A 26,369-nucleotide genomic window follows, 5' to 3' on the forward strand; every position below is an offset into this window, starting at 1 on the left:
ACCAATATCCGCCGACAAGGTCGACGCTCCGTCAGAAGAAGATTGTAAAATGACAAGAATTGATCAGCAAGGGCGGACTGAACAGGCCAAAGCCTGACAACACAAAGAGAGGTCTATTTTTTCGGAACTGACTGACTACTCATTACCACCGCGCAAGCGGTTTAGTTCTACTGGTTGAAAGGTTCAGTTATGAGAACGGCATCAGAAGTGTCTGATACAGGAAGCATATGCTCTTGAATCCCCGATCATGCATGATTTTACTCTTGAGTGAAATTCATCAACGGACGTACAGCGTCTGCTTGGCGAAGTCGTAATTTCTACAGTTGATCACCGTGCCGATGCAATGATCTGTTCTAAGGCGTCTTCAAATTGGAGCGCAACGGTCTCCCATGAAAAGTGTTTTGCACATTCTCTCCCTTTCTCTCCTAGTCGTTGTCTCAAGGACTCATTCTTGAGCATCACCCTCATCTTTTCAGCCAGATCATCCGCCGAACCGGACCGAAAGCCTGTTCCGAAACCCTTTTCCCGAACAAAATGGAGTTCAGGGATATCGCTCACGAGAACAGGCTTTCCGCAGGCAGCAGCTTCAAGAATGCTGATGGGGGCCGACTCATGACGGGACGGCAGGACAAAGAATTTTGCACCCGACAGGAGACGGACTTTATCCTCACCCGTCACAAAGCCTGAGTATACGATCTTTCCCCTCACGGAGGGGGTGACTGCTGCAATGAGGTCACGAAAGGAATTAAACTCATATCCTGCAAGAACAAGACGGATGCCCGGAAACTCATGACTTATCAGCTCGAAGGCCCGAACGAGGAGATCGAGGCCTTTTGTATAGGTGTCAATCCTGCTCAGAAAGAGAATGTAATCACCCTCTCCGGGAGGGACATGGAGCAGTTCATCATTGACACCGTTTGGTATGACCGGACAGAAGTTCACTCTGCCCTTTTTTCGGGCCAGGACCTTCTCCTTGGTCACTCCGGAGACGAAGATAAACGTTTCATAGAGTGAGGGATAGAAACGTTCGACCAGTGCCATGGGAAGGGAATAGATCGGGGTAAACTTCTTGAGGGAATGCCTTTCCATGATCCCTTGCACCTGTAACACCACGGGTGTCCTCGTGAGGAACCGCGAGAAGAAAGGGGTCGAGGGAAGAAAATTCTCGACAATGACATCGAAGGTGTCCCCCTGTTTCCTCACATAGCCGGAGGCTTGAAGGGTATAAGAGAGTACACTCGCCGGTAGGCTCTTCGTTTCGGTCCCTGCATAGACATACCGCAAACCTTCCCTGTCACTGTCTCTTGCTCCCGGATACTTCATGGAGAGCAGCGTTATCGAATGTCTTCCGCTCAACCTCCGGTAAATCTCGTATGCCCTGACTCCGGCACCCCCGAACCCGAAAGGACTTTCAGGGGCCTCATAGATCAGCTGGAGGATCCTCATTCAGAGTCCGAGAAGAGGGGTTGCTCAGTCCTCCTCCTCTCTCTTCTTCGTCCCCTCTTCATCCTTTTCTTTTTCCTTCTCTTCCTTCTTCTCTTTCAGGGCTTCCGCGATCTCGGTGAGACGCTTCATGACCCGCTCGTTGACGGTGCCTTCGGGATAGGTCCCGTCCTCCCCCGGTTCTCCGGCCGGAACGCCCGTGAGTATCTCGATCCCCTCTTCGATGACGTCTATGGGGTAGATCGAAAATCTCCCGTCCCGCACAGCATCCACCACTTCCTTTTTGAGCATGAGGTTCTTGACATTCCTCCTCGGAATGATGACACCATGAGTTCCGTCAAGCCCCCTCAGTTTGCAGAGGTCAAAGAAGCCCTCGATCTTCTCGTTGACGCCTCCGATGGGCTGGACAATGCCGTTCTGGTCCATGGAACCGGTAATGGCAAGACTCTGTTTCAGGGGGATGCCGGAGATGCTGCTCAAGAGGGCGTAGAGCTCTGCACAGGTCGCGCTATCTCCCTCAACCATTTCGTAAAGCTGCTCAAAGGTTATCGAAGCAGAGAGGCTTATCGGCTTCCTGACGGCATACCTGCTGCCGAGGAAGTTCGAGAGGATGAGGATCGCCTTTTCATGGATCTTGCCGCTCATCTTCGTCTCACGCTCGATGTTCACGACACCTGCCTTGCCGATATAGGTTCGCGCCGTTATCCGGGAAGGCTTGCCGAAACTGTAGTCGCCGAGGCTGAGGACGGCAAGCCCGTTTATCTGTCCCACCTTTGCTCCCGCTGTGTCGACTATGAGGGTGCCTTCGGCGGTCATCTCCCTGAGCCGTTCCTCGATTCTGTTGCTGCGGTAGACCCGCTCATCGAGGGCCTTCTCCACGTGTTCGCTCTTTACTAGGGGACTGCCGGAGACCTTGGCCCAGTATGTCGACTCCCTCACAAGATCAGCGACATCACTGAACCGTGAGGAGAGCTTGTCCTGATGTTCAGCAAGCCGCGAGCCGTACTCAACGATCTTCGCCACACCTGATCGGTCGTAAGGTATGAGGTTTTCCTCCCTGCAGAGCATGGACACAAAGAGACCATACTTCTGGACATTTTCCATCGTCCTCTCCATGCGGCTGTCAAAATCGGCCTTCACCTTGAAGAGTTCCCGGTACTCTTCATCGAGATTATACATAAGATAGTAAAGGTAGGGGCTTCCGATCAGGATCACCTTGACATCAAGGGGGATCGCCTCAGGCTTGAGCGTTGTCGTCGATATGAGCCGGTACTGCTCCCAGACATCTTCGATCTTTATCTCCTTGTTACGTATCGCCCTCTTCAGGGCGTCATAGGAGAAGAGATTCCTGAGGAGGTCGAGGACATCGATAACAAGAAAACCCCCGTTTGCCCTGTGCAAGGAACCGGCTTTTATCATCGAGAAATCCGTCACGGCGATGCCATACTGAAACCGGTGTTCGATCGTGCCAAAGATGTTGTAGTATGTCGGGTTCTTTTCAAATACACAGGGAGCGCCCTTGAGGTCCCTATTGTTCACGAGGACGTTCACCGTGTATCTCGTGAATGTCGGTTCGGCCTTCGGCATCTTCATAAATGGGAGGGGCGGCGCCGACTGCTCTTCGACGGTCTTAAAGTCTTCAAGATGCTCGAGGATATCCTCCTGAACGGAATCGAGATAGCCGACGATCTTCCCGTTCTCGGCGTATTTCTTCTTGAGATCGTCGATGAGGTGCCCTACCGCTGAAAGGGCCGCGTCTCGTTCGAGCTTGAGCAGGAGCTCCTTGAGAAGCTTTTCTCCTTCCCTCACCGCCCTCACAACGTCATCGAGTTTCTCCTGGAGGGCCTTGCCGATCTCCTCAATCCGTTTCTTGGTCTCGGGATCGAGGGCATCAAACTCCTCCTCCGTGAGGGGCTCGCCTGTCTTCTTCACCGGCACGATGATCAGGCCGCTCACCGTCTTCCGAATCGAGAAACCCTTCGCCTGGGCCTCTTCCTCAAGGCCGCTGAAGAGGTCACGCTGCTTTTTCTGGAATTCCTCGCCTATCCTGCTCTTCTGCTTCTCATACTCCTTGGACTCAAAGACCTTCGGTATCTCGATCCGCAGAGTCTTGACAAGCTCTTCCATATCTTTCTGAAAGACTGCAGCCTGACCGGGACTGAGAGAGATCGCCATCGTCATGTCGGGGTTCTTGAAGTTATAGACATAACACCAGTCCGACGGCACAGATTTCGCAAGGGACTGCTTCTCAAGAATCATCCTGATCGTCGATTTCCTGCCGGTCCCGTTCTCTCCGAGCAGGAAGATGTTAAACCCCGCGCTGTCGAGACTCAGGCCGAACTGAATAGCGCTCAGTGCCCTTGTCTGGCCAATGGTACCCTCAAGGGGCGGGAGTTCCTCCGTCGTTCTGAATGACAATACCGCTTCATCACAGCACTTATAAAGATCGTCAACACTCAAGCCCTTTATCATGACTCACCTCCGTGCGCCTGTATTCTTTCCGTCGAACATCGCAGATCGTTGTCTTGTCATATGACGACTCGTCAGCGAACCTTCCGGTCGTCCCTCATTCTGTGGGCCGCCTCCTATGCCCGCGGATGGTGTTCCCGGTAGACCTTCTTGAGCCTCTCCGCTGTGACCTTCGTATAGATCTGGGTCGTTGAGATGTCCGAATGGCCGAGCATCTTCTGGAGGGATCTCAAGTCCGCTCCCCCTTCAAGGAGATGAGTCGCAAAGCTATGCCTGATGGTGTGAGGCGAGATGTCAATCCCAAGCTGTTTCCCGAAGGTCTTCATCGTTTGCCAGAATCTCTGCCGCGTCATCGAGCCGCCCCTGGCAGTCACAAAAACAGACTCTGAAGAGCGTCTCCTGAGGAGGAGCGGCCGGTATACGGAGAGATACTCCTTCAGCTTCGCCGCAGCCCTCCCGTTCATCGGTACGATCCTTTCCTTCGCGCCCTTTCCCACAATCCTGAGAAAACCGGCATCGAAATGGATATCCTGGAGGCGGAGGGTCACCAGTTCACTGACACGAAGGCCGGAAGAATAAAGGAGTTCCAGCATTGTGGAATCCCTGAAAGAGAGGGCACCACCAATCGCTTTCCTGACCTTCCCGGCCGGGGCCTCAGAAACAGACAGGACATCTCTCACTTCATCAACGCTCAATGCCTTCGGGACCCTTTCCCATTTCTTGGGCGATCGAAGATTCTCGGTCGGGTCTTCGTCGATCACCTTCTCTGCGAGGAGAAACCTGCAGAATCCCTTTAAGGAGGAAAGAAAGCGGCAGATGCTCGATGCCGCGCAGTTCCGCTCCCTCATGTCATCGAGAAAGTCGATGATATCCGTCCTCGCAAACCGCCCGAGTTCCTTCTGTCTCGGTTTGAGAAATTCGGCAAATGCCCTCAGGTCCCTGCCGTAGGAGTCGACGGTATTTGTAGACAGGCCCTTTTCGACGGAAAGATAGGAGAGGAAATCATCAATGAACTGCACAGGGAAGATACTCCTCTATGCCCGTTGCATGTTTCAGTCTCGGGTAAAGCATTTCGGCAATTCGGTAAAGGTTGACCGTATCTTCACGGTTGTAAACGAGCAGAAGACGTCTCGCTTCCTCATTGCCACTCCTTGCCAGGTCCCAGAGCTTCACCGCATCATATCCGTCCATGCCCTTGACATCTTCATCCCGTTCGATGCCCAGAGAGGCCTCGAGCTTCTTCAGGCCGCCGTCGAATCCCAACCTTCTCGCTCCGTAGCAGAGGTCAAAGTGAGGCAGGTCGAACCTGATGCCGGGAAAGGCTTTCAGAAGAAAGGGGATGTCAAAGGAGGCCCCGTAGTATGTGATGAGACATTTGTACCCTTCGAGTTCCCTCTTGAGGTTGTCAGTCGTCAGATTTTCCCCTGCTATAAGGGATCTCGATTCATACCCGTCGTAGAGTCCTACAACCGTGACATACCCACCGCGGTTCGGCTGGAACCCGTTTGTCTCTATATCGAGACAGACTGCTTCTCCCTTAAAGGTCTCAAAGAGCCTCCAGTGTTCTCTCCTTCTGACGTTTTTCGCAAAAAAAGCTGCATTCCTCTCATCGAGCTTTTGGTTAGCGAGGGCAAGGGAATCATCAAAAAAGGTCTTCTTTTCAGGGGTGAGAAATCGAATATCGCCGCTATCGAGGAAAGCGTCCCACGTGAGGATGCCGTCCCTCCAGAGCCTTCTTTCGAGTTTGTCGCCGATCCCGTTCAGGATGCTGAAGGTGTTCCTTATCATGAATGATTCCTTATTCCGTCGTCATTATTATACCTGCTGAACCTTCGTCGGAACAACCGGTGTAATCGCTTCCGGAACATAATTCACGCAGTTCCTCGCTGTAACCGCCGTCTTCACGATAAATGAAGCAGGGCCTTTCGACCATGAGTCCCGGCCTCGCCTCTTTCACAGCCTCAACGAGGACCATCTTCGCCTCTGAGGACTGAGAAGCGTGGACGAATCTCAGCCGTTTAGCCTCCATCCCTCTCTCTCTCAGCGCATCCATGAGTTCAGCGAGCCGTTCCGGATGGTATATGACAAGAAACCTTCCCCGCGTGCGCAACAGGAGACTTGATGCCCGTGCCAGTTCAGAAAGCTTCAGTCTCAGTTCATGTCTCGCAACGGCCTTCTCCTCTTCAGGACTCATGAGACCAGTCTTCGGTCTTCTGAAAGGAGGGTTTGAAACGACGAGATCATAGGAGAATCTCTTGAGCATACGATCCGTCATCCCCCTTTCTGCAAGATCCCGTATGTCACGTCTGACAACGTTGACCCTGCCTTCAGGGCAGTTCTCCCTCACATTCCTTTCAGCAAGCTCTGCGAGACCTTCCTGAAGTTCAACAAGGACCACCTGTGATTGGGGATACTTCTTCGCCAGGAGTATACCAATAATCCCGGACCCGGCCCCGAAGTCAGCAATCCTTTTTGCGGTCTTGAGGTTCACAAAGGAATAGAGGAGAAGGGCATCCACAGAAAAACGGTAGCCCTTTCTTGACTGGTATATCTTGATATCGCGTATCGTATCGAGGGTAATCTCCATACCATCGTATAGTATCAGAAAAAGCCCGAAAAATGACTGGGAAGGAGATGTTCTTACGAACCCGTTGTCATCTTCTCCAGTAAGGGAATCAAGTCCTCAAACCTGTCGATGAGATGATCTGCATGTCTTATAACCTCAAGCGGTCTGTAACCGTAAGTCACGGCGACTGTGGCGACACCTGCAGACCTGCCGGCATCCACATCATAATTGCTGTCTCCGACCATGACAGCATCTCCGGGCTGAAGACCGAATTCCGTGAGCACCTTTATTATCGGAAGGGGTGAAGGTTTTCTCTCTGCCACGCTGTCGCTTCCGATGACGACCTCAAAATATTTTAAGAGCCCAAGCCTTTCCAGGACCATCCTGGACAGGCCTTCTTTTTTGTTTGAAATAACGGCCTTCCGGTATGGATCCAACCTTTCGAGGGTTTCTGCAACACCGGGATATGCCCGCGTATGGTCGGTGATATGTTCCGTATAATGTTGCAGAAACCTCTTCATGATAGCAGGCCTCGATGATGCGTTTTCATAACCCGTTATCTTTTCGATGAGGCGTGTCAGCCCTTCACCAACCAGATTCACGGTCTCCTGAACCGTAACCCGCCGGGAAGAGTAGGGCTCAAGGGCATAGTTCAAGGCCTCTGTTATGTCCCGACTCGAATCGATCAGGGTACCGTCGAGATCGAAGATGATGAGCTTGAAAGGCATAAACGATTATACCTCAGGGGAAAAGCGAGTCACTTGGCCGCAATCTTCAAAAGAAAGTCTGAAGCTCGGTTATGATGGCGTGCTTATATCTATCTATCGAGCAGAATGCTTCTCTGCTACCTGTATCCTTATCGCCGCCCTTTCGATCGCTGCCTGGGCCCTGGCAAAATCGATCTTCTCTGCCTGCTTCAGCCTCTCTTCAGCCCTCTTCATCGCGGATCTGGCCCTCTCGACGTCGATATCCTCGGATCGCTCTGCGCTGTCGGCAAGTACTACTGCCCTCTCCTGCCTGATTCCGGCATACCCGCCGCTCGCAAAGATATATCCCCCTTCACTCCCCTTCTTATAGCTGATCATCCCGACCTTAAGGGTCGTGACGAAGGGGGCATGTCCCGGCAGCACACCGAATTCCCCCTCGCTGCCGACTGCCGTGAATTCATCCACATCGTCACTGAAGACAGAGCCGTAGGGCGTGACAACTTCCAATCTCATTCTATTTTCCATATCCCAAACCCCAAAAGATCGTCGTGTTTCACCGTCATTTCGTTGTCGGAAAGCAGCAGACTCAGTGGCCCGACAACGGAATCACTCTCCAGTCTCTCTATCTGCTCCACCCAAGTTTCTTGGCGTTTTCTTCCACATCCTCTATGCCGCCGCACATATAGAAGCACTGTTCTGGGACGTCGTCATACTGTCCGTCGACGATCGACTTAAAGGCCTTTATTGTATCGGCGACCTTGACGTATTTGCCAGGCCTTCCGGTAAAGACCTCTGCAACGTGGAAGGGCTGACTCAGGAACCTCTGGATCTTTCTTGCCCTCGCGACGGTGATCTTGTCGTCTTCGGAAAGCTCCTCCATACCGAGGATGGCAATGATGTCCTGGAGTTCCTTGTACCTCTGGAGTATGGTCTGGACGCTCCGGGCAACGGCGTAATGTTCTTCTCCGATAACCTTGGGATCAAGTATTCTCGACGTTGAATCGAGCGGGTCAACAGCCGGGTATATGCCGAGCTCGGAAATCTGCCTTGAAAGAACAACCGTACCATCGAGATGGGTAAAGGCCGTCGCAACTGCCGGGTCGGTGAGGTCGTCGGCAGGGACGTAAATCGCCTGCATAGACGTGATTGCGCCTTTCTTTGTCGTTGTGATCCGTTCCTGGAGAATTCCCATCTCCGTCCCGAGGGTAGGCTGGTATCCAACGGCAGAGGGCATTCTGCCGAGGAGGGCAGAAAGCTCGGCGCCAGCGAGGGTATATCTGAATATGTTGTCGATAAAGATGAGCACGTCCTGCCCCTCGTCCCTGAAGTATTCAGCGCAGGTAAGGGCCGTAAGCGCAACCCTCGCCCTCGCCCCGGGAGGCTCGTTCATCTGTCCGTAAATGAGCGCCACCTTTTCGAGAACGCCTGAATGTTTCATTTCGCCGTAGAGGTCGTTCCCTTCCCTTGTCCTCTCGCCGACGCCTGCGAAGACCGACACACCACCATGCTTCATCGCTATATTATGGATCATCTCCATGATGACGACGGTCTTTCCAACACCTGCCCCTCCGAACATCCCCATCTTGCCGCCCCTGACAAAGGGGACGAGGAGGTCGAAGACCTTGACACCGGTCTCGAAGACCTGTGTGACAGGCTCCTGGGATGCAAAATCGGGCGCGGTCCGGTGGATCGGCAAGCGGGTTTCCGTTTGAATCGGACCCTTCTTGTCAACGCCTTCACCGATAACATTCATGATCCTGCCGAGGACTGCCTTCCCCACCGGTGCGGTTATCGGCTGGCCCGTATCGACGGCATCTGTTCCTCTCACGAGTCCGTCGGTAGCAGACATCGCAACGGTCCTTACCTTGTTTTCGCCGAGATGTGCGGCGACCTCAAGGGTAAGCTTGATGTCGGGAATACCCTTTGCTTCGTCACCCTTCTGATCGATCGTCACGGCATTCAGGATATCAGGCAGTTTTCCTTCGAATTCGATGTCGACAACGGCTCCGATAACCTGCGAAACTTTTCCTGTATTCATTCTCTACCCCCGTTTTCTATCTAATGTTGTTGAGATTAAGACCAGGAAATCTCTCAGCCTTAACGTCAACCTCGTGTTCTTAACCCTTCAGCGCCTCAACACCGCCGACAATATCCATAAGTTCTTTCGTAATGGAGGCCTGTCTCGCCTTGTTGTACTGGAGCGTCAGGCTTTCGATCACGTCGTTGGCGCTCTTCGTCGCGTTCTCCATGGTCGTCATCCTCGCAGCCTCCTCTGATGCCTGTGACTCAAGGAGCGCCCGGAAGACCTGAATCTCCACATTCTTGGGCAACAGCGTGTTAAAGATCTCCTCAGGAGAGGGCTCAAAAATGATGTCCCCTTCCAGACTCTTCTCACCCTCTTCCTCCTCCAGGGACACCAAAGGGAGGAGCCGCACCACAGAGACATGCTGGGTCATGACGGTCTTAAACTCATTGTAAATGATGACGACCTCATCAACGGCTTCGTTGACATAATCCTCTATGATATCCTTCGCCACTTCCTGTGCACTGGAATAGGTGACCCTGCCCGAAAGTCCTGTCCAGGAGTTCCGTATCGGGATGTTTCTCCGCTTCAAATAATCAACGGCCTTCTTGCCGATCGCACTGATGACGATATTGAACCCTTCGTCCCTTAGGCCTGCGACATGTTTGGTTGCAGCCTTCACAATATTCGTATTAAAAGCCCCGCAGAGCCCCCTGTCGCTCGTGATGACGATGACCTGAACGGTCTTCCTCGGTCTGGCTGCCAGGAGGGGATGGATACCTGTCTCGGTGTTCCTCGCAATGTTCTTAAGGCCCTCTCTCATTATCTCTGCATAGGGCCTGAGATCGAGCATGCGGGCCTGTGACTTCCTGAGCTTGGCAGCGGCGACCATCTTCATGGCCTTCGTAATCTGCCGGGTGTTGTTAACAGCCCTGATTCTTCTCTTGATGTCCCTGAGCGTCGGCATTGATTTTTTTAAGCCTTTGGCTGGAAGGTCTTCTTGAATTCATCCAGCAACTTTGCGAGTTTATCCTTGACGGAGTCATCGATGACCTTCTTTTCCTTTAACTCTTTCCTGAGCTCTCCTCCCCTGTCCCTCACATAGCTCAGGAGCTCCTCTTCAAACTTCCCGACCGATTCAACGGCAATATCGTCAAGATAGGCGTTGGCGCCGGCAAAGAGCACGATGATCTGGTCCTCCGCAGGCAGGGGAGAATACTGTCCCTGCTTCAAGAGCTCCACCATCCTCTTCCCGCGCTCGATCTGTGCGAGAGTTGCCTTGTCGAGGTCGCTTCCGAACTGGGCAAAGGCAGCAAGCTCGCGAAACTGTGCAAGGTCCAACCTGAGCGTCCCTGCAACCTGCTTCATGGCCTTTGTCTGGGCAGCGCCGCCGACGCGGCTGACCGAGAGACCGACGTTCACCGCAGGCCGCACGCCTGCATAGAAGAGTTCGGGCTCAAGGTATATCTGACCGTCGGTAATCGAAATAACATTGGTCGGGATGTATCCCGACACGTCTCCTGCCTGTGTCTCGATAATCGGCAGTGCCGTCAGGGACCCGCCTCCGAGTTCGTCGGACACCCTTGCGGCCCTTTCCAGGAGTCTTGAATGGAGGTAGAAGACATCACCCGGGAATGCCTCACGTCCGGGAGGCCGCCTGAGAAGGAGCGAGAGCTGTCTGTAGGCCGTTGCCTGTTTGCTGAGATCGTCATAAATGATCAGGGCGTGTCTGCCGCTGTCCCTGAAATACTCGCCCATGGCACAGCCGGTATAAGGGGCTATGTACTGAAGGGGAGCAGGCTCGCTCGCCGTCGCCGAGATGACAATGGTATGCTCCATTGCGCCTTGCTCTTCAAGGATCTTCACAACACGGGCGATATTTGATTGCTTCTGCCCTACCGCCACATAGATGCATGTTACGTCCCCGCCCTTCTGATTGATGATCGCATCGATACCGATGGCGGTCTTGCCTGTCTGGCGGTCGCCGATGATAAGCTCCCTCTGTCCCCTTCCAACGGGGATCATGGAATCGATGGCCTTGAGTCCTGTCTGGAGGGGTTGATTGACCGGCTGTCTGTCGATAATGCCGGGGGCAACCATATCGACAATTCTCATCTCCTTGGTGTCGATGGGGCCTTTACCGTCAATGGGCTGTCCTATAGCGTTCACGACCCTTCCCCTCAGCGCGTCCCCCACAGGAACAGACATGATTCTGCCCGTACGCTTGACAATATCTCCTTCATGGATCAGGGCGTCTTCACCGAAGAGAACAGCTCCGACCGTGTCTTCTTCAAGGTTCAGGGCCATTCCCATGATGCCGTTCGGAAATTCGAGGAGTTCCGACGCCATGCATTTGTCAAGGCCGTATATCCTCGCAATACCGTCGCCCACGGAAACGACGGAGCCGATCTCGCTGACATCGACCTTCTTCTCGAAGTCCGTTATCTGTTTCTTTAAGAGTTCACTGATCTCTGCGACATTAATCTCCATAGAATCACCTCTTTATAAGATCATCTTTAAGAAGCCGTAACTGGCCCTTTATACTGCTGTCGTACATGGTGCTCCCAACCTTTACCAGCAGCCCGCCGAGGAGAGAGGGGTCAACACGATACTCAAGGTCAATATCCCTTCCCGTGAGCCGCTTCAGTGAAGCCTTTAGAGCGTCGTCATATTTTCTGTCCGTGTCGATGGGGGTCACCACAAAGGCCCTTGCCCTCTTCTTCTTTTCGAGATAGAGCGCCGTCATACTCTCTATGAATCCGGGGAGGGAACCGATGACCGACTCTTCTGAGAGATGGAGAATGAGCCTTATGGTATAATCGGAGAGTTTCAAACCTCCCGGACCCTTTCTCAGTATTCTCTCCCGCTCTTCGCCGGTAAAGAGGGGGTTTTCGAGGAGGCCTCTGAATTCGTGGCTTTTCCCCATGAGCTCCTTCACTGCCGTGAGTTCCGCCACCGCCCCTGGCACGTCATCAACGCCGACCATGTTCAGGAACATCTTCGCGTATCTCTTTATCGATGCCTTGGCGCTCTTCAATTCTTTGCCTCCATCTTTCTCAGAGATTCTTCGATGAGCCTCACCTGTTCCTCTTTCGCGAGTTTTCCCTTCAGTTTCTTTTCGGCGAGTTCCATGGCGATCTCGACGGCTTCGGCCTTTACCGATTCCTTTGCGAGCTTCAGTTCAAACTCGATGTTGCTCTTTGCCTGCTCAAGGATCTTCTGCTTCATCTGTTCACCACTCTCTATGAGACGCTCTTCCTCGGCCTTGGCCGACTGTCTCGCCAGGGCAAGGATCTCCTCTATCTCCTTCTCCTTAAGCTTCAGCCTCTCTTCGACCTCGGCAAGGCCTTTCGCCGCAAGCTCTTTCGCCTCCTGCGCCTCCTTCAGGGTCTTCTCGATGAGTTCAGTCCGCTGTCTGAGAAATGCCCTCAAGGGCTTGTTGAGGAATTTGACGAGGATGAAGACGAGAATCGCGAAATTGACGATCTTCCAGAGCCACTCCTTCCATTCTCCGCCATGAGCAGCCTCCTCTGCGCCGAAGGCGAGTCCTGTAAGAGTGAATTGCAAAACAAAGAACGCGAGAGGAACAAGAAATCCACAATGGCGAATCGTGAATCGTGAATCGTGAATGCTCTTCCTCATGCCCCCACCAGCTTTCTCACGATCTCATCCGAAAATTTCTCGACATCGCCGCGCAGACGCTCCCTTGCCTTTTCAGCCTCGGCCTTCAACTCCTGCCTCGCCTTTTCGATAAGATCGGATGCCTGGAGGTTGGCTGCATCGAGGACCTCCTTCTGCCTGTCCAACGCCGCGTTTCTTATCTTCTCAAAGAGCTCCTTTGATTTCGTTCTCGCTGCCTGAAGTTCCCGGTTCATCTGTGACAGGCCTTCTTCCTTTCTGGCGCTCAATTCCTTTGCTGCGGCAAGGGCGCCGCGGGTGGAATCATCTCTTTTTTGGAAGAGCGTGAGAAGAGGCTTAAAGAGTATGATATTGAGAATATACAACAGCGCAAGAAAATTCACGAGCAGGACAAAAAACCAGGCATTCAGTTCGAGCATTTCGGCTTTCTCCTCATCGAATTCTGAGTCTAGGCAGATTATCACAGGAGCAAAAAGGTTGTCAAGGACTTGGGGCTGTCGGCAGATGCGCCAGATGAGAGTCCGTGTCATGCGGAAAACCGCCGTGGGAAGGCATTTCTGGGAAGCGATAACGTCAGCATAATGATTTATTAATTTTTTTAATAGACCCTAACATTGCAAACGATGGCAAGGCAGGCATGGATCGGAGCCCTGTACATGCGATGCGATTCCGGAAATGAGGTGCTTGAGGAGTCCGCCGAAAGATATCCCGTATTGAGTTTACAACGGCAGTCGGCAACAACTAACGGTATCACAATACAAGGCTTCTCACCATACCTGCCTTCCCGAACAAGATAGTTTTATGCAACTGGAAGGTAGACTTGTGCTAGGATAAGGCCGGGATGATCATGTTTTCCGAAAGGCTCAAGGAACTCGAGATGCAGAGACTCCGCAGGTCCGTGAAGGACAGATCGGACGTTCAGAGTTCGCACATATGCCTTGACGGAAGGGAATGCATCAACTTTGGCTCCAACGACTATCTCGGTCTTTCAGGCAATGAGGATCTCTGCCGCGCTGCTGAGGATGCCATGAAGGAATTTGGCTTCGGCAGCGGAGCTTCACGGCTTCTTGCCGGCGGGACCGTCGTTCATGGAAGACTGGAAGAAGAGATCGCCCGTTACAAGGGTTCTGAAGCCGCCCTCCTATTCAATTCCGGCTACAGCGCAAACACCGGCACGATCCCTTCCATCTCCGAAGCGGGTGACGTCATATTCAGCGATGAACTGAACCACGCGAGCATCATTGACGGGTGCCGGTTAAGCAAGGCGGCCACGGTAATTTATCGGCACCGTGATATTGATGATCTCGATGAACTCATGGAGAGGGAAATGCTGAGGAACGGGAAGGGAAAGGCAGGCAGGTTCATCGTAATAACCGACACGGTCTTCAGCATGGATGGTGACATTGCGCCTCTTGATCGGATATCCGAAGTCTGCAGGAGGTACAACGCTGTCCTCTATCTTGACGACGCTCATGGAACGGGCGTACTCGGCAGCGGGAAAGGCGCTCTGTCCCATTTCGGTATCGCTCCTGAGCCCTGGATGATTCAGATGGGAACCTTTTCTAAGGCGCTGGGATCATACGGGGCCTTTGTTGCCGGAACGGAAGACGTGATCCGATGGATAACAAACCGTGCCCGGAGCTTCATGTTTTCGACTGCTCTGCCGGCATGCATTGCCGCAGCATCCCTGAAGGCATTGGAGATTCTGAAAGGCCGTCCCTATTTACGAGAAAGGCTCCTGAGCAACCGTGACAGGCTCTTAAAAGGCCTTAGGGAAGCAGGGTATGTTACCGGGAGTGAGACTCCGATCATCCCCCTGAGACTTGGGGAGATCGACAGGACGATAGCTGCGTCAGAGTATCTCTTCTCCGAGGGAATATATGTTCCCGCTATACGGCCGCCCACGGTGAGGAAGCCGAGACTGAGGATAACGGTCACCGCCTCTCATACCGATGAGGACATCGATCGTCTGCTGGAGGCATTGGGGGAAGCAGGAAAGATGTAGGGACGCCCCCTGCGTGCGCTCTCCCGTTGGTTCACAGAACTGCAGGAAACACATATAAAAAGTTTCAAAATAGAATAGACATAATCAGAAAATCTCCCCTCGCCCCTCTTTTGCAGAGAGGGATTTCCCTCCCTTTGGAAGAGGGAGGTTAGGAGGGATTTTACAAATAGAGTTCATACTATTATGAGTCCATTAATAAAAAAGGCGGGTCAAAAGACCCGCCTTTTTTGCTGCTTGGCGTTACGCTTACGCTTTACGCGTCACGCATTAGAAGCTGAGCTGGATTCCGTGTCTTACCGAGTAGGCATTGCTTGAGCCGTGAACCCCTGTAGGCGTCACGGTGTCAAAGAAGCCTTCGGCAAAGAGGTAGCCGCCCTCGACCCAGTAGGTAAGGTTCCTGTCGATCTTGTACTGCACGTTAGCGTCGAGTTCAAGGCCGATCTTCTTTGACGTACCAGTGGTTGACGTGCCGTTGGCCAGCGCCACCTTATTATCCTTTACAGCATTGAGCCAGTATCCGGACACATTTGCTCTGAGGTCCTTCATAAGGTCGGCGTCTGCAGAGAGCTTAACATACCAGGTGTTGCAGAGGCCGCCGTACTGCTGTCCGCAGGCGTTCACCGTACGGTAGTCATAGACGTAGGTGTAATGCTGGATTGCGCTCTGGCTGGTTACGAATGAGCCTAACTTGTCCTCATGCGTAGTGTCCTTCGGCCCGCTTCCATAGGCAAAGTCGAGGCCGAGCATCACAGGTTCAAGCTTGTAATTGGCGCCGAACAGGAAGGCATAGCCGTTAAACTTCAGGTCGCCGCGCAATGCGGTGGCGGTGTGATCGATCTTCCCGGCCTGCAATTCTCCGTCAGCCTTAAGGCCGAATCCTGAAATGTTCGTGTTGCCCCTCAAGCCGAAGTTCCAGAAATGGATCGGAAAACTAGTAGCGTGCGTGCCTCCCACAGGAGCGCCTGTCTGGTCGTTGACAAAGGTTGCATCGCCGCTCACTGAGCTGTTCTTGTCGAAGTTGTAAACACCGAGTGCCACGTATCCGTCGGCATCGTCACTGAAAGACAAGTTGCCTTCCCTGAACTTGATGGCGAGCAAGCTGATATGGAGCTCCTTCATTGGGTCCGCGAAGACGACGATGGCATCATCGCCGTACTTGGTGTGGTCAAAGAAGAGGGAGTTTCCGAGGGCAAGCGGCATATGGCCGATCTTCACGCCCGCAGGGACCCCGAGGAGACCCGATCCTTTATAGAGGATCCATCCCTGGAGCACGCTGAAGGTACCTCTCTTCGCATCGCCCACATTATAGATACCTGAGGCATTGCTCGAGCCCGTTCCTGGATTATTAGGATCCTTGGTGCTGTTACCCCAGACAAACACATCAGAGGACTTGTTGCCGTCAACGTCGCTACCGGCCTCAACCTGGATAAAGCCCTCGGTGTTCGGTGTCACCTGGGCATCGACGGAGAGCCTGATCCTCGAATCGTAGTACTGCTTGTAGTCACCCAAGTCCTTGTTGAAATCAGTGTTGTTGTTCTGGTAATCACCCCTGAACCTGATCTCACCACCGATCGTGATCTGCGATGCTCCCTTTGCCGTAACAGCCTGGGTCTCAGCCGGGATTTCGGCATGAATGGCAAAGGCGCTGGCTGCAAAGCCGAGTACAAATACGACGCCTAAGATTAATGCTAAATACTTTTTCAATTCCTAACCCTCCTTCTTTCAAGGTTAGTAAGATTTTTCCCCGTAAAACGGGGTTTTTCCTGTCTCATTCGGCATATCCACACTTCTCTGTCTGTCCTTTATCACCTCCCAACCGTAAAATCCGCTTCCTTAAAATGGAAGCCCGTCGCCAATAAAAGCTATAGTATGAGGTATCGCTTCACCAGGCACTCATTTTTATAGGCAATTTATATCATTCTCCGTCTCTCTTTGTCAAGTTTTTTCTGCCTCCACGGCTCGCCTCCGCCAACGCCATCTTTCATAGCAAAAAGAAGGCCAGAAATCTCGGGACAACACCCTCACTCCGCCAAAGCGCACCAATTCTCCATTTTTCGACCAACAATCCCGAATGCCGCTCCGCACCCCGGCAATCTCCATACCTTATCTTTGTGGCAATTTTACAACAGGGTGTGGATTTTAGAGACAATGGCTGGTTCAGTCATAAGTGGCAGATCATACGTTTTTACTTATAAATCAAGGAGGTTACCATCACATTTCACTGGACAACGGACACCCGTCACTCACGGAACGGCTGGTTTAGGCTATACTTAGAGGCGATGAAAATTATTCATAGGACAGTGCTCAAGGAATTGGCGCTCTCCTTTTTACTAAGCCTTATATCCCTGAATTTCTTTCTTCTCATGGAAAAAGTCCTGAGGTTAAGCAGACTCCTTTCCGGCGTCGGCGCCTCCATCTCGGATATGCTGATGATTATTGCCTATATCCAGCCGCAACTGACGACCCTCACCATCCCTATGTCATTACTGCTGTCGGCACTCCTGGTATATGGAAGGCTGAATGCCGACAGCGAACTCACCGCCATGAGGGCAGCGGGCATGTCTTTCAGAGGTATATCTGCTCCCCTCTTTGTCCTCGGCACGGTCTGTTTCTTTCTCAGCCTCCTCGTAAGCTTTTCTTTGAGCCCCTTTTCAGCGCTCCGTCTCAGGGACTCGCTATCGAAGATTATCATGGAGCGCGCTCCTATGGCGATCGAGGCCGGCGTCTTCAACACTGCCTTCAAGGACCTCGTTGTTCTCGTCAGAGAAAAACCCACACCTGACAGACTGCGAGGCATCTTTATTTACGACAGCAGGAACCGGACAGAGCCGAAGGCCCTGACAGCCAGGGAGGGTCGGATATATGCCGACAGCGGCAACAACCTCTCCCTTTATCTCAAGGACGGCTACATCCATATCGGTAAGGCGGAAGGCGCGATAGAGATCTTTTTCGACGGATATAACATCTCGCTGAATCTGTCAACAGAGGGCCCCTTACGAAAGAACAGCGAGATGACCCCCTTCGAACTCCTCAGGGAAGCGAGGGGAAAGGATGGCCGCGACCGCATATCCCTTCTCCTCGAATTTCACCGACGGCTGTCCCTTCCGTTTCTCTGCCTGCTCCTCATATTTCTCGGCCCGCCCCTCGCCTTGATAGCAGGGAAATCAGGCAGGCTTGGGGGGCTGACGATCGGACTTGCCGTCTTCACGGTCTTCTATGTCATCCTCGTGTATGGTGAAAATTTGGTTCGATCGGGGACAGTGCCCCACTATACCGGCGCATGGATGCCTGTTGTCTTACTCGCCATAGCGTCCGTCTGGTCTTTCGGAAGGGCGGCGTCACGATGACGATAATCCAGCGGTACTATCTGAAGGAATTCTTTCGTCTCTTTGCAATCCTGGCGCTTGGCCTCGCTCTTATATCCAGCCTCATAGAGCTCATCGACAAGGTTGAGGGGTTCATACAGTACAATGCCCCCGTCAGCTCCCTCCTCCTCTATTCGGCGCTCAATATCCCGCGGTATCTGGTGTACCTCATGCCGGTGGCGGCCCTCATGAGCTGCCTCTTTGTTTTCGGCCAGGCAGGCAGAAGGAAAGAGACCGTAGCTGTCAAGGCATCGGGCGGCAGCACAAAAGAACTCATGAAACCATTTATCTTTACGGGCATTGTCCTCTGCGTTGTCGGCCTTCTCATGAGTGAGTTCGTTGCTCCTGATCTGACGAGACGTGCCCATAAACTCAAGGACACTGTCACGAAGAGAGAGAATGTCTCGGCATTCAAAGAGGGAACTGCCTGGCTGAGGGCCCGGGACTGTATCATCAAGATAGACCTCTATCTGCCTGATAAGGGGCTCATTAAGGGTGTCAGTATTATGAGGCTCCGGGATGATCTCCTTACCGAGCGGATTGAGGCCGAATCAGGCGAATGGCGTCCTGTGTGGGGCTCGCGCGACCAGGAAAGGAGTGAGAAACTTGAGAGCACCGGGACCTCGAAGGATGTCCGTGGCACATGGTACCTCGAAGGGGTAACGGACTACGACATAAAGACCGGGGAAGTCAAGAAACTCAAGGAGATGCAGTCCGACATCATCGACTCACCAAACGTCATTGGTAAGGGGATGCAGCAGCCGGAAGAAATGAATGTGAGGGAGCTTTTTGCATACACGAAGAGACTGAAGGAAGCTGGGGTAAAAAATACCAAGCTCCTCGTGGATATCTATTCACGGTTGTCTTATCCGCTCATCAATGTCATCATGCTTGTCGTCGGAATCTCGCTGGCGACGAGGGGAGAGATAAAAAGCGGCCTCGTCACTACCGCCATCGGGATATTCATAAGCCTCCTCTACTGGCTGGGATTTACGGCGTCCCTCGCTATGGGATATACGGGGATTCTCAGACCGATTTTTGCAGCGTGGCTTGTCCCCCTCCTTTTTTGCGGCGCGGCCCTTTATCTCTTCAGAGGAATACCTGAGTAAATGGATCTACCTTGCGCCCTTTTCGAACGTCTCACTCGTATTCCCACAGCGACGGTCCGCTTCCCTTGAGACTTATTACGTATGCCCTCACTTCGTCCCGGTAAGACTTGCGCAGATGCCTTGCCTTGTCCCCGATCGCGTATTTCACGTCGTCAAGCTGACACACGGGCATAACCTCCATCGTCGTATTCGTTATGAAGACCTCCCCTGCAGCATACAGGTCTTCCCTCGTAAACTCGCCTTCCTCGACCGCCATGCCCTCCCTCACCGCCAGGTCAAGAACAACCTTCCTCGTAATCCCGTCAAGGATCCCGCACCCAAGAGAAGGCGTGCGAAGGACACCATCCCTGAAAAAGAATATGTTGCTGATGGTCCCTTCCGTGACATGTCCCGAGACATTGAGCATCACGGCTTCGTATGCCCCATGGTTCTTCGCCTCTATCTTCGCAAGAATGTTATTGAGAAAATTCAGCGATTTTAACTGGGGATTCAGGGCATCGCTCAGGTTTCTCCTTGTCCCCGCTATGATGAGTCTGATCCCGTGCTCATACAGCGATCTCGGGTAACCCTTCATCTCCTCCGCGATGATAACGAAGGTCGGCTCTTTACAGAGTTCGGGGTCGAGTCCGATAGGTCCGTACCCCCGTGAAAGGGTAATTCTTATATAGGCGTTTTTCAGGGCGTTCGCCTCAAGGGTCTCGTAGATCGCAGTCTTCATCTCATCGGCGTCTTTCGGCATCGTAAGCCCGATCATCGACGCAGAGCGATACAATCTCATGAGATGTTCATCAAGGAGAAAGATGACGTCGTCGTACGCCCGCACCGTCTCGTAAATGCCGTCACCATAGAGAAACCCATGGTCAAATACCGAGACCCTGGCCTCTGCCTTTGGAACAAGCCGGTCATTGAGATAGACAAACATGATAAGAAGTATACCATGAAGACAGGCGAAGTTCCTGGTGTGGTTCTTCAGCCTTCGGAAGGGGAGCGCTATGCTATCAGTTTGTCGAAGGGATAGCTTTTCAGGTAGGTGAGAAACTCGTCCACTGCGTGGGACGCGATGGCATTTTTATGAAAGAGCAGGGAGAAGTCCCTGAGGAATTTCTCCTCCTTCACACTCAGCAATCTGAGCGTGCCGTACTTATTCTCTTTCCTGGCAGCCCATCGGGAGACGATCGAGATGCCGATACCGCTTTCCACGGCCTCTTTGATTGCCTGCGTGCTCCCGAGCACCATCGATACCTTCATGTCATGGGTGCTTATACCGTGCCTGTTGAGGTATTTTTCCACGATCTGGCGTGTCCCCGATCCTTCCTCCCTCAGGATAAAGGGTTCCTTGGCGAGATCAAAGATTGAAATCTCTCTCTTCTTCGACCACGGATGCATGGCTGAAACGATCACGACAAGTTCGTCCTGAATGAGTTTCTCGATGATGACCTTCTGTTTTGTCACATCGCCTTCGACAAGGCCGATGTCGATGTTCCCTGAATTCAGGAGTTCCACGACCCGCTTCGTATTGCCCACGAGGAGGTGGACCTTGATCTTCGGATGGTTCCTCTTGAAATCCGTCATAACGGCAGGCACCACGTGATTGCCGATCGTCGTGCTTGCGCCGATGCTGATACTGCCCTTGACGAGACCCGTCAGTTCACCGATATTTTTTGAGGCAGCGGCATAGAGGGCGAGGATCTCCTTCGCATACTTATAGAGGATCTCTCCTGCCGGTGTGAGCACGACGGTATTGGAGGACCTGTCGAAGAGCTTCGTCTCGTAAAGTTCCTCGAGGGCCTGTATCTGGAGGCTCACGGCTGGCTGAGTAAGGTGGATGATCTCTGACGCCTTTGAGAAACTGTTTGTCTCGGCAACGGTGCAAAAAACCTTCAGTTTATGATCTTCCATAATCATTAATTTTTCTTATGAGATTATAATGATCGCTATCGCGGAAAGTCAAGACAGGAACGGTCGAACCGGATACGGGGACTGACGTCAGGCGGGCCCGATGTCCCCTTTCCAGTAGAGAATCCTGCTGCACTGTGGACACTGAATGGTCTTTTCGCCTTTTTTCAGCTCCACGAAAAGCTGCGGGGGGATGTTCATGTGGCATCCCTGACAGACCTCACCCCGGGCTTCGACAACAGCCAATCTCCCCGTTGATTCAAGAACCTTGAGATAGAGTTCAAAGGCTTCCCTGTCAATCTGCGCAACGCTCTTGTCCCTTTGGGCCTTCAATCCCTCCAGTTCCCTTTCAGCCTCCGCCACCTCCCGAGCGAGTTGTTTCCTGAATATTTCCACCTTCTCCTTTTCGGCTTTGACCTTTTCCTCTTCGGCAGCAAGGTCTCTGTGAGCTCCATCGAGGGATTCCATGGATATGAGGATTTCATCTTCTATGCTGCCCCGCTCCTTCTCGGCCGTCGCTATTTCCTTCAGGTGAGCCTGGTATTCCTTGTTGTTCTTTATTTCGGAGACCCGGGCCTTCAACTTCTTAATCCGCTCGCCGATTTCATCGAGGGCCCGCTCTTTCTCCCGTTTCTTTTTCTCGAGGACATCGCACCTCTGCTTCTGCTTGTCATAATGGAGCTGAGCGTCTCTCAGGCCGTGCTCAACGGATGAAATTTTTCTGGGGATCGCGCTCATGAGGTCAGCCTTGCTCAGTATAGCGGAATCTATTCTCTGGAGCTCCGCAAGAAGTCTCAGTTGTTCCTTCACATACCCTCCGCTTCGCTGCTGGTGGGCCCACCAGGACTCGAACCTGGGACCAACCGGTTATGAGCCGGTAGCTCTACCAACTGAGCTATGGGCCCGAAAGAGATTTCATGAGTGAGCATGCACACGATAGGACTTTTTTCGGTTCGCTATTCTAAATGGTTGTCTCTTCTTAGGTCAAGGGTTTTCGACAAAAAGCGCCCGTAACCACTTGCTGCGCGAGGGATGCTTCAGTTTCCTGATCGCCTTCACCTCGATCTGTCTGATCCGCTCCCGCGTAACATCAAATTCCTGACCGAGCTCCTCGAGGGTATGGGGTCCGCCTTCACCGATGCCAAATCTCCTCTTGATGATCTTCGCCTCCTTGGGATTGAGAGTACAGAGGACCTTATCGATCTGGGCCCGCAAATCATCGTTCATCGCCACATCAAGGGGAGAAAGGGTTGCCCTGTCCTCGATGAAATCCCCGAGATGGCTGTCTTCCTCGGCGCCGATCGGGGTTTCGAGGGACACCGGCTCCTTCGTTATCTTCAGGATCGTCCTCACCTTATCGGCCGGCATGTCGACCCTCGCAGCGATATCAGCGGGGGAAGGCTCATGGCCTAATTCCTGGACGAGTTCCCGGGCAGCCTTGGTGATGCGGCTGATCACGTCGACCATATGGACCGGGATCCGAATGGTCCTTGACTGGTCGGCAAGGGCCCGTGTGATGGCCTGCCTGATCCACCATGTTGCATATGTACTGAACTTGTATCCTCTCCGGTATTCGAATTTGTCGACAGCCCTCATCAATCCGATATTCCCTTCCTGAATAAGATCGGAGAAACTGAGTCCCTTTCCCATATACCTCTTCGCTATGCTTATCACCAGTCTCAGATTGGCCTCTATCATTGCACTCTTTGCATAAAAGATCTCGTCCGCAGCCTCATGGAGAACGGTAACAGCTTCTTTCATCTCCCCATAGGTGATACCGATGGCACGCTCACTGTTCTTTATTTGCTTCTTTATTGTTTTATCCTGTGCGTCCACCATGGCCTTCAACGCTTCTATGCGCTCCATCGCCTTCTTCAAGTCATCGGAGAAGGCATACATGACGTCTTCGTTCAGTCTGAGAGTGCTCACGGTTTCAAGAATTCTCTTGAGATTCTCTTCGAGGGACTTCACACCCTGAATGCGGAGAGCTTCATCGTGAGGAGTGAGCGCGTTCAGCCCGTCGAGGAGTTCTTTTCTTTCCCTGTGGAGACTCTTTATCCTGTCGACTATGTGAAAGAACTTCTCCCTGTCCTCCCTTTGATTCTCCTCCGTATCGTCATCGCTCTGTATGACCTCGGCAAGGGCTTCCTCTCCCTTCTTGACGAGGTCCCCGAGGGCCATCAGTTTCTCGACGGCGAAGGGAAGGGGAAAAATGGTCCTCATGATCTTCTCCCTGCCCAACTCTATCTTTCGTGCAAGATCAATCTCTCCTTCCTTCGTCAGAAGGGGAATGCTTCCCATCTCCTTGAGGTACATCTTGACCGGCTCAAATTCCCCTTCCATGAGGGGTTCCTTGTCCTCTTCTGACGCCTCTTCCTCTCTCTCCTGCCCATCGAGAAGTTCGGCATCTTCGTCGAATTCACTATCATCGTATTCAAAGTCTCCCCTCACCGCGCCTCCTTTATCAATTTCTGCCTCTCGGGCAACAGGGAATCGAGCAACTCATGTTCGCCCGAGCCTTCAGCCTCTTTGATCTTTTCATGGACCGCTTTGAGCCGTTCACGCTCTTTCCTCATGGTGATCTTTCTCATGCAGTCCTCGATATTCCTGTCAACCGTTTCGGGATCGAATCCGGGAGCGACGGTCAGCGTGGTAACAAGCCGCTTTTCTTCCTCTCCCAGGGACGAGATGACAGAATCCAGTCTCTCGCATCCGCCCTGGGCAGCCAGTCTTTCGAATATGTTCTTGACTCTTCCATTCCCAAATTCCTCAAGGGGAACCTTCTCCAAAATACGCTCGAGCTTATCAGGACAGGCTATGACGGCGCTCAGGAGAAGAACCTCCTCGTCGTACCTGACGGCCCATGACGACGCATCAGATGATGACTTCTCGGCACTTCCCTTCCCCTTCGGTCTCGTACCGATCCCCTTCATCCTTTCCCTGATGATCGTCTCACGGAAGCCCGTCCTTTTCGCGGTTTCGGCGATAAGGGCCTCTCTCATGATGGGATCCCCTGTTGCAGAGATGATCTCGATGGTCTCATGGACCGCCGCGGCCCCGTCCTTCCTCGAAGCGTCCAGGAGGAAATCGACTATCGACCGGGCCTTCGAGAGGAGTCTGCCGAAGGCCGCGGGTCCCTCGTTCCTCAGGAAACTGTCGGGGTCATCCTTTTCAGGCAGGAGAAGAATCTCTGCAGAAAATCCCTGCGCGAGGAGAAGAGGGATGGACCTCTTTGCCGCTGATTTCCCGGCTTCATCGCCGTCAAAGACGAGGACTGCCTTCTTCGAGAACCTCTTCAGTTTCTGGAGGTGACCGGATGTCAGTGCCGTACCGAGGGGAGCCACGGCATTGTTGAACCCGTACTGATGACAGAGGATAGCATCAAAATAGCCCTCCACGATAATTGCATACCCCTTTTCCCGTAAACCGTCTTTTGCAAGGTTCAGACCGTACAGGGTCTCACCCTTCTTGAAGAGCGGCGTGTCAGGTGAGTTGAGGTACTTCGGCTGCGAATCGTCCATCACCCTTCCCCCGAACGCGATGATACCGCCCTGTATGTCGCATATCGGAAAGATGATTCTGTCCCTGAAGGTGTCATAGATGCCCTTCTCTCCTGAAGAAACAGCCCCTGACTGGAGGATGAGGGCATCGGCAATTCCTTTCTGTCTGAGGGTCTTCGAGAGGAAATGCCAGTCCTTCAGTGCGTACCCGAGGGAGAATCTCCTGATGGTCTCATCGGTTATCCCCCGGGCCATGAGATATGAATGGGCTGCGCTCGATTTCTTGAGGTTCTCCGCGAAGATCTTTGATGCCTCTCTGAGTACCCCGTGGAGTTTCTCCCTCGTGTCGTCATGGCCGCTGTCAAAGGTAAAATGTTTCAGACTTATCCCGGCCTTTTTCGCCAAATGCTTGAGGGCCTCGGGGAATGAGAGGTTCTCATATTTCATGATGAACGTGACACTGTTGCCCCCGGCGCCGCAGCCAAAACAGTGGAATATCTGCTTTTCAGGACTGACCATAAAGGAAGGCGTTTTTTCGGAATGGAAAGGACAGAGCCCCTTGTAATTCTGGCCTGAACGTCTCAGCTCGAGATAGTCGGAAATTATATCAACGATATCAAGCCGTGCCCGAATTTCTTCGAGGAGCCTATCACCCTTCATACCGTATGGTAACAGTTTTGGTTCAAGAAGTGATAGTTCAAAAGACCACTGCGCTAAGGACAATCGTCGGAAGGGGAACTGACAGTCTTTCAGGGCTCCAGAAATCCCTTGACACGCTCGTTAACGTACTTGCCGTCTGCAAGGCCCTTTACCTTGGGCATAAGGATGCGCATGACCTTGCCCATATCCTGGAGACTCTTCGCCTCTGACTCTTCGATCGCATCGAGAATAATCTTGTCCAGTTCTTCACGGCCGAGTTGCTGAGGAAGGTATGACTGGAGTATCGCTATCTCCTCGCCTTCTTTGGCGGCGAGGTCCATCCTGCCGGCCTTTGTATACTGCTCGACCGACTCACGTCTCTGCTTCACCATGGAGGTGAGGACCGCGGTGATCTCATCCTCCGTAAGATCTCTCCCCTTTTCGATCTGACGGTTCTTCGTGGCAGCCTTCACCATCCTTATGACGGAGACCTTCAGGCTGTTCGACGCCTTCATGGCACCCTTGAGGTCTTCATCGAACTGGCGGGCAAGGGACATGCTATCTCGCTACTCTTACCTTTTTGAGAGCCTTCTTGCGAGCGGCAAGGGCCTTCTTTTTTTTCTTGACGCTCGGTTTCTCATAATGCTCCCTCTTCTTTACTTCGGAAAGTATTCCCTCTCTTTCGCACTGTTTCTTGAATTTCCTGAGAGCATTTTCAAAAGACTCATTCTCTCGTACCCTTATCGAGGGCATTCATACACCCCTCCTCCCCTTTGCAGATTCACGTGCCCGCCCGGACCAGGCAAAACTTCGTGGCCCTAATTTAGCAGTAACTTCCTCTGCCTGTCAAGGCGAGCTTGGCCCATACAGGAATTCCGCATCGGGGATCTTAGAGGCGAGAAAGAAAAGAAAAAAAGAGGCATTTGTGGATGGCGGCAGATTCGGGTGTCTTGCGTTTAGGGGACATTAGGGTGTCAAGAGGGCCATTTTAGGCGAAAATAGAAAAAC

Annotated in this window: 24 protein-coding genes and 1 tRNA gene; 3 read left to right on the forward strand and 22 right to left on the reverse strand. The window is 52.7% G+C overall.

All coding sequences use genetic code 11. The features are described 5' to 3' along the window. Positions 1-327: 327 nt before the first annotated feature. The 13 genes from VFG09_05330 to VFG09_05390 form a co-directional block, all read right to left on the reverse strand. Positions 328-1,446, reverse strand: coding sequence for a glycosyltransferase family 4 protein (locus tag VFG09_05330; protein ID HET6514563.1), 1,119 nt, complete (start codon positions 1,444-1,446; stop codon positions 328-330). A 24-nt stretch (positions 1,447-1,470) separates the two neighbouring features. Next, the gene (locus VFG09_05335) at positions 1,471-3,915 is read right to left on the reverse strand and encodes an ATP-binding protein (protein ID HET6514564.1); all 2,445 of its coding nucleotides are present in this window, start codon (positions 3,913-3,915) and stop codon (positions 1,471-1,473) included. A 113-nt stretch (positions 3,916-4,028) separates the two neighbouring features. Next, entirely contained in the window at positions 4,029-4,931 is a 903-nt protein-coding gene (gene xerD / locus VFG09_05340) for a site-specific tyrosine recombinase XerD (protein ID HET6514565.1), read from the reverse strand. After that, positions 4,918-5,700 (reverse strand): ribonuclease H-like domain-containing protein, encoded by a 783-nt coding sequence (locus tag VFG09_05345; GenBank protein ID HET6514566.1) that lies wholly within the window; start codon positions 5,698-5,700, stop codon positions 4,918-4,920. The genes xerD and VFG09_05345 overlap by 14 nt, the downstream gene beginning before the upstream one ends. Before the next feature lie 10 nt (positions 5,701-5,710). Next, a complete protein-coding gene (locus VFG09_05350) occupies positions 5,711-6,499 on the reverse strand; it encodes a tRNA1(Val) (adenine(37)-N6)-methyltransferase (protein ID HET6514567.1) in 789 nt (262 codons plus the stop codon). A 53-nt stretch (positions 6,500-6,552) separates the two neighbouring features. Next, complete coding sequence (locus VFG09_05355) at positions 6,553-7,206, reverse strand: HAD-IA family hydrolase (GenBank protein ID HET6514568.1); 654 nt, start codon at positions 7,204-7,206, stop codon at positions 6,553-6,555. A 93-nt stretch (positions 7,207-7,299) separates the two neighbouring features. Beyond that, entirely contained in the window at positions 7,300-7,710 is a 411-nt protein-coding gene (locus VFG09_05360) for a F0F1 ATP synthase subunit epsilon (GenBank protein HET6514569.1), read from the reverse strand. Positions 7,711-7,807: 97 nt separating this feature from the next. Then, on the reverse strand, positions 7,808-9,223 hold the full coding sequence (gene atpD, locus VFG09_05365; GenBank protein HET6514570.1) for a F0F1 ATP synthase subunit beta: 1,416 nt from the start codon (positions 9,221-9,223) through the stop codon (positions 7,808-7,810). Positions 9,224-9,302: 79 nt separating this feature from the next. Continuing rightward, complete coding sequence (atpG, locus tag VFG09_05370) at positions 9,303-10,175, reverse strand: ATP synthase F1 subunit gamma (GenBank protein HET6514571.1); 873 nt, start codon at positions 10,173-10,175, stop codon at positions 9,303-9,305. Between the two features lie 8 nt (positions 10,176-10,183). Beyond that, positions 10,184-11,698: a F0F1 ATP synthase subunit alpha gene (gene atpA / locus VFG09_05375; GenBank protein ID HET6514572.1), complete on the reverse strand. Its 1,515-nt coding sequence runs from the start codon at positions 11,696-11,698 to the stop codon at positions 10,184-10,186. Positions 11,699-11,702: 4 nt separating this feature from the next. After that, positions 11,703-12,245 (reverse strand): ATP synthase F1 subunit delta, encoded by a 543-nt coding sequence (gene atpH / locus VFG09_05380; GenBank protein HET6514573.1) that lies wholly within the window; start codon positions 12,243-12,245, stop codon positions 11,703-11,705. Further along, positions 12,242-12,850, reverse strand: a complete 609-nt coding sequence (locus VFG09_05385; GenBank protein ID HET6514574.1) for an ATP synthase F0 subunit B — start codon at positions 12,848-12,850, stop codon at positions 12,242-12,244. The genes atpH and VFG09_05385 overlap by 4 nt, the downstream gene beginning before the upstream one ends. Continuing rightward, positions 12,847-13,266 carry an ATP synthase F0 subunit B gene (locus tag VFG09_05390; GenBank protein ID HET6514575.1) on the reverse strand — a complete coding sequence of 140 codons (420 nt, stop codon included), beginning with the start codon at positions 13,264-13,266 and terminating at the stop codon, positions 12,847-12,849. The genes VFG09_05385 and VFG09_05390 overlap by 4 nt, the downstream gene beginning before the upstream one ends. 428 nt (positions 13,267-13,694) lie before the next feature. On the opposite strand from VFG09_05390, the gene bioF reads away from it, so the two are divergent. After that, complete coding sequence (gene bioF / locus VFG09_05395) at positions 13,695-14,852, forward strand: 8-amino-7-oxononanoate synthase (GenBank protein ID HET6514576.1); 1,158 nt, start codon at positions 13,695-13,697, stop codon at positions 14,850-14,852. A 267-nt stretch (positions 14,853-15,119) separates the two neighbouring features. On the opposite strand, the gene VFG09_05400 is transcribed toward bioF, so the two are convergent. Further along, positions 15,120-16,556: a hypothetical protein gene (locus tag VFG09_05400; GenBank protein HET6514577.1), complete on the reverse strand. Its 1,437-nt coding sequence runs from the start codon at positions 16,554-16,556 to the stop codon at positions 15,120-15,122. A gap of 575 nt (positions 16,557-17,131) precedes the next feature. Here VFG09_05400 and VFG09_05405 point away from each other — a divergent pair. Both VFG09_05405 and VFG09_05410 read left to right on the forward strand, forming a co-directional pair. Next, the gene (locus VFG09_05405; protein ID HET6514578.1) at positions 17,132-18,199 is read left to right on the forward strand and encodes an LptF/LptG family permease; all 1,068 of its coding nucleotides are present in this window, start codon (positions 17,132-17,134) and stop codon (positions 18,197-18,199) included. Beyond that, positions 18,196-19,326, forward strand: coding sequence for an LptF/LptG family permease (locus tag VFG09_05410; GenBank protein HET6514579.1), 1,131 nt, complete (start codon positions 18,196-18,198; stop codon positions 19,324-19,326). The genes VFG09_05405 and VFG09_05410 overlap by 4 nt, the downstream gene beginning before the upstream one ends. Before the next feature lie 31 nt (positions 19,327-19,357). Here the strand turns inward: VFG09_05410 and ilvE are convergent, their stop codons facing one another. The 8 genes from ilvE to rpsU form a co-directional block, all read right to left on the reverse strand. Then, complete coding sequence (ilvE, locus tag VFG09_05415; protein ID HET6514580.1) at positions 19,358-20,248, reverse strand: branched-chain-amino-acid transaminase; 891 nt, start codon at positions 20,246-20,248, stop codon at positions 19,358-19,360. Positions 20,249-20,316: 68 nt separating this feature from the next. Next, positions 20,317-21,225, reverse strand: coding sequence for a selenium metabolism-associated LysR family transcriptional regulator (locus VFG09_05420; GenBank protein ID HET6514581.1), 909 nt, complete (start codon positions 21,223-21,225; stop codon positions 20,317-20,319). Positions 21,226-21,312: 87 nt separating this feature from the next. After that, a complete protein-coding gene (locus VFG09_05425) occupies positions 21,313-22,032 on the reverse strand; it encodes a C4-type zinc ribbon domain-containing protein (GenBank protein HET6514582.1) in 720 nt (239 codons plus the stop codon). Between the two features lie 19 nt (positions 22,033-22,051). Then, a tRNA-Ile gene (locus tag VFG09_05430) sits at positions 22,052-22,127 on the reverse strand. A 79-nt stretch (positions 22,128-22,206) separates the two neighbouring features. Further along, the gene (rpoD, locus tag VFG09_05435) at positions 22,207-23,673 is read right to left on the reverse strand and encodes an RNA polymerase sigma factor RpoD (protein HET6514583.1); all 1,467 of its coding nucleotides are present in this window, start codon (positions 23,671-23,673) and stop codon (positions 22,207-22,209) included. Next, positions 23,670-25,382 carry a DNA primase gene (dnaG, locus tag VFG09_05440; protein HET6514584.1) on the reverse strand — a complete coding sequence of 571 codons (1,713 nt, stop codon included), beginning with the start codon at positions 25,380-25,382 and terminating at the stop codon, positions 23,670-23,672. The genes rpoD and dnaG overlap by 4 nt, the downstream gene beginning before the upstream one ends. 89 nt (positions 25,383-25,471) lie before the next feature. Further along, positions 25,472-25,918: a GatB/YqeY domain-containing protein gene (locus VFG09_05445; protein HET6514585.1), complete on the reverse strand. Its 447-nt coding sequence runs from the start codon at positions 25,916-25,918 to the stop codon at positions 25,472-25,474. 1 nt (position 25,919) lies between these two features. Beyond that, a complete protein-coding gene (rpsU, locus tag VFG09_05450) occupies positions 25,920-26,114 on the reverse strand; it encodes a 30S ribosomal protein S21 (GenBank protein ID HET6514586.1) in 195 nt (64 codons plus the stop codon). Between the last annotated feature and the right edge of the window lie 255 nt (positions 26,115-26,369).

It is taken from the genome of Thermodesulfovibrionales bacterium, from assembly GCA_035686305.1.
Classification (GTDB): domain Bacteria; phylum Nitrospirota; class Thermodesulfovibrionia; order Thermodesulfovibrionales; family UBA9159; genus DASRZP01.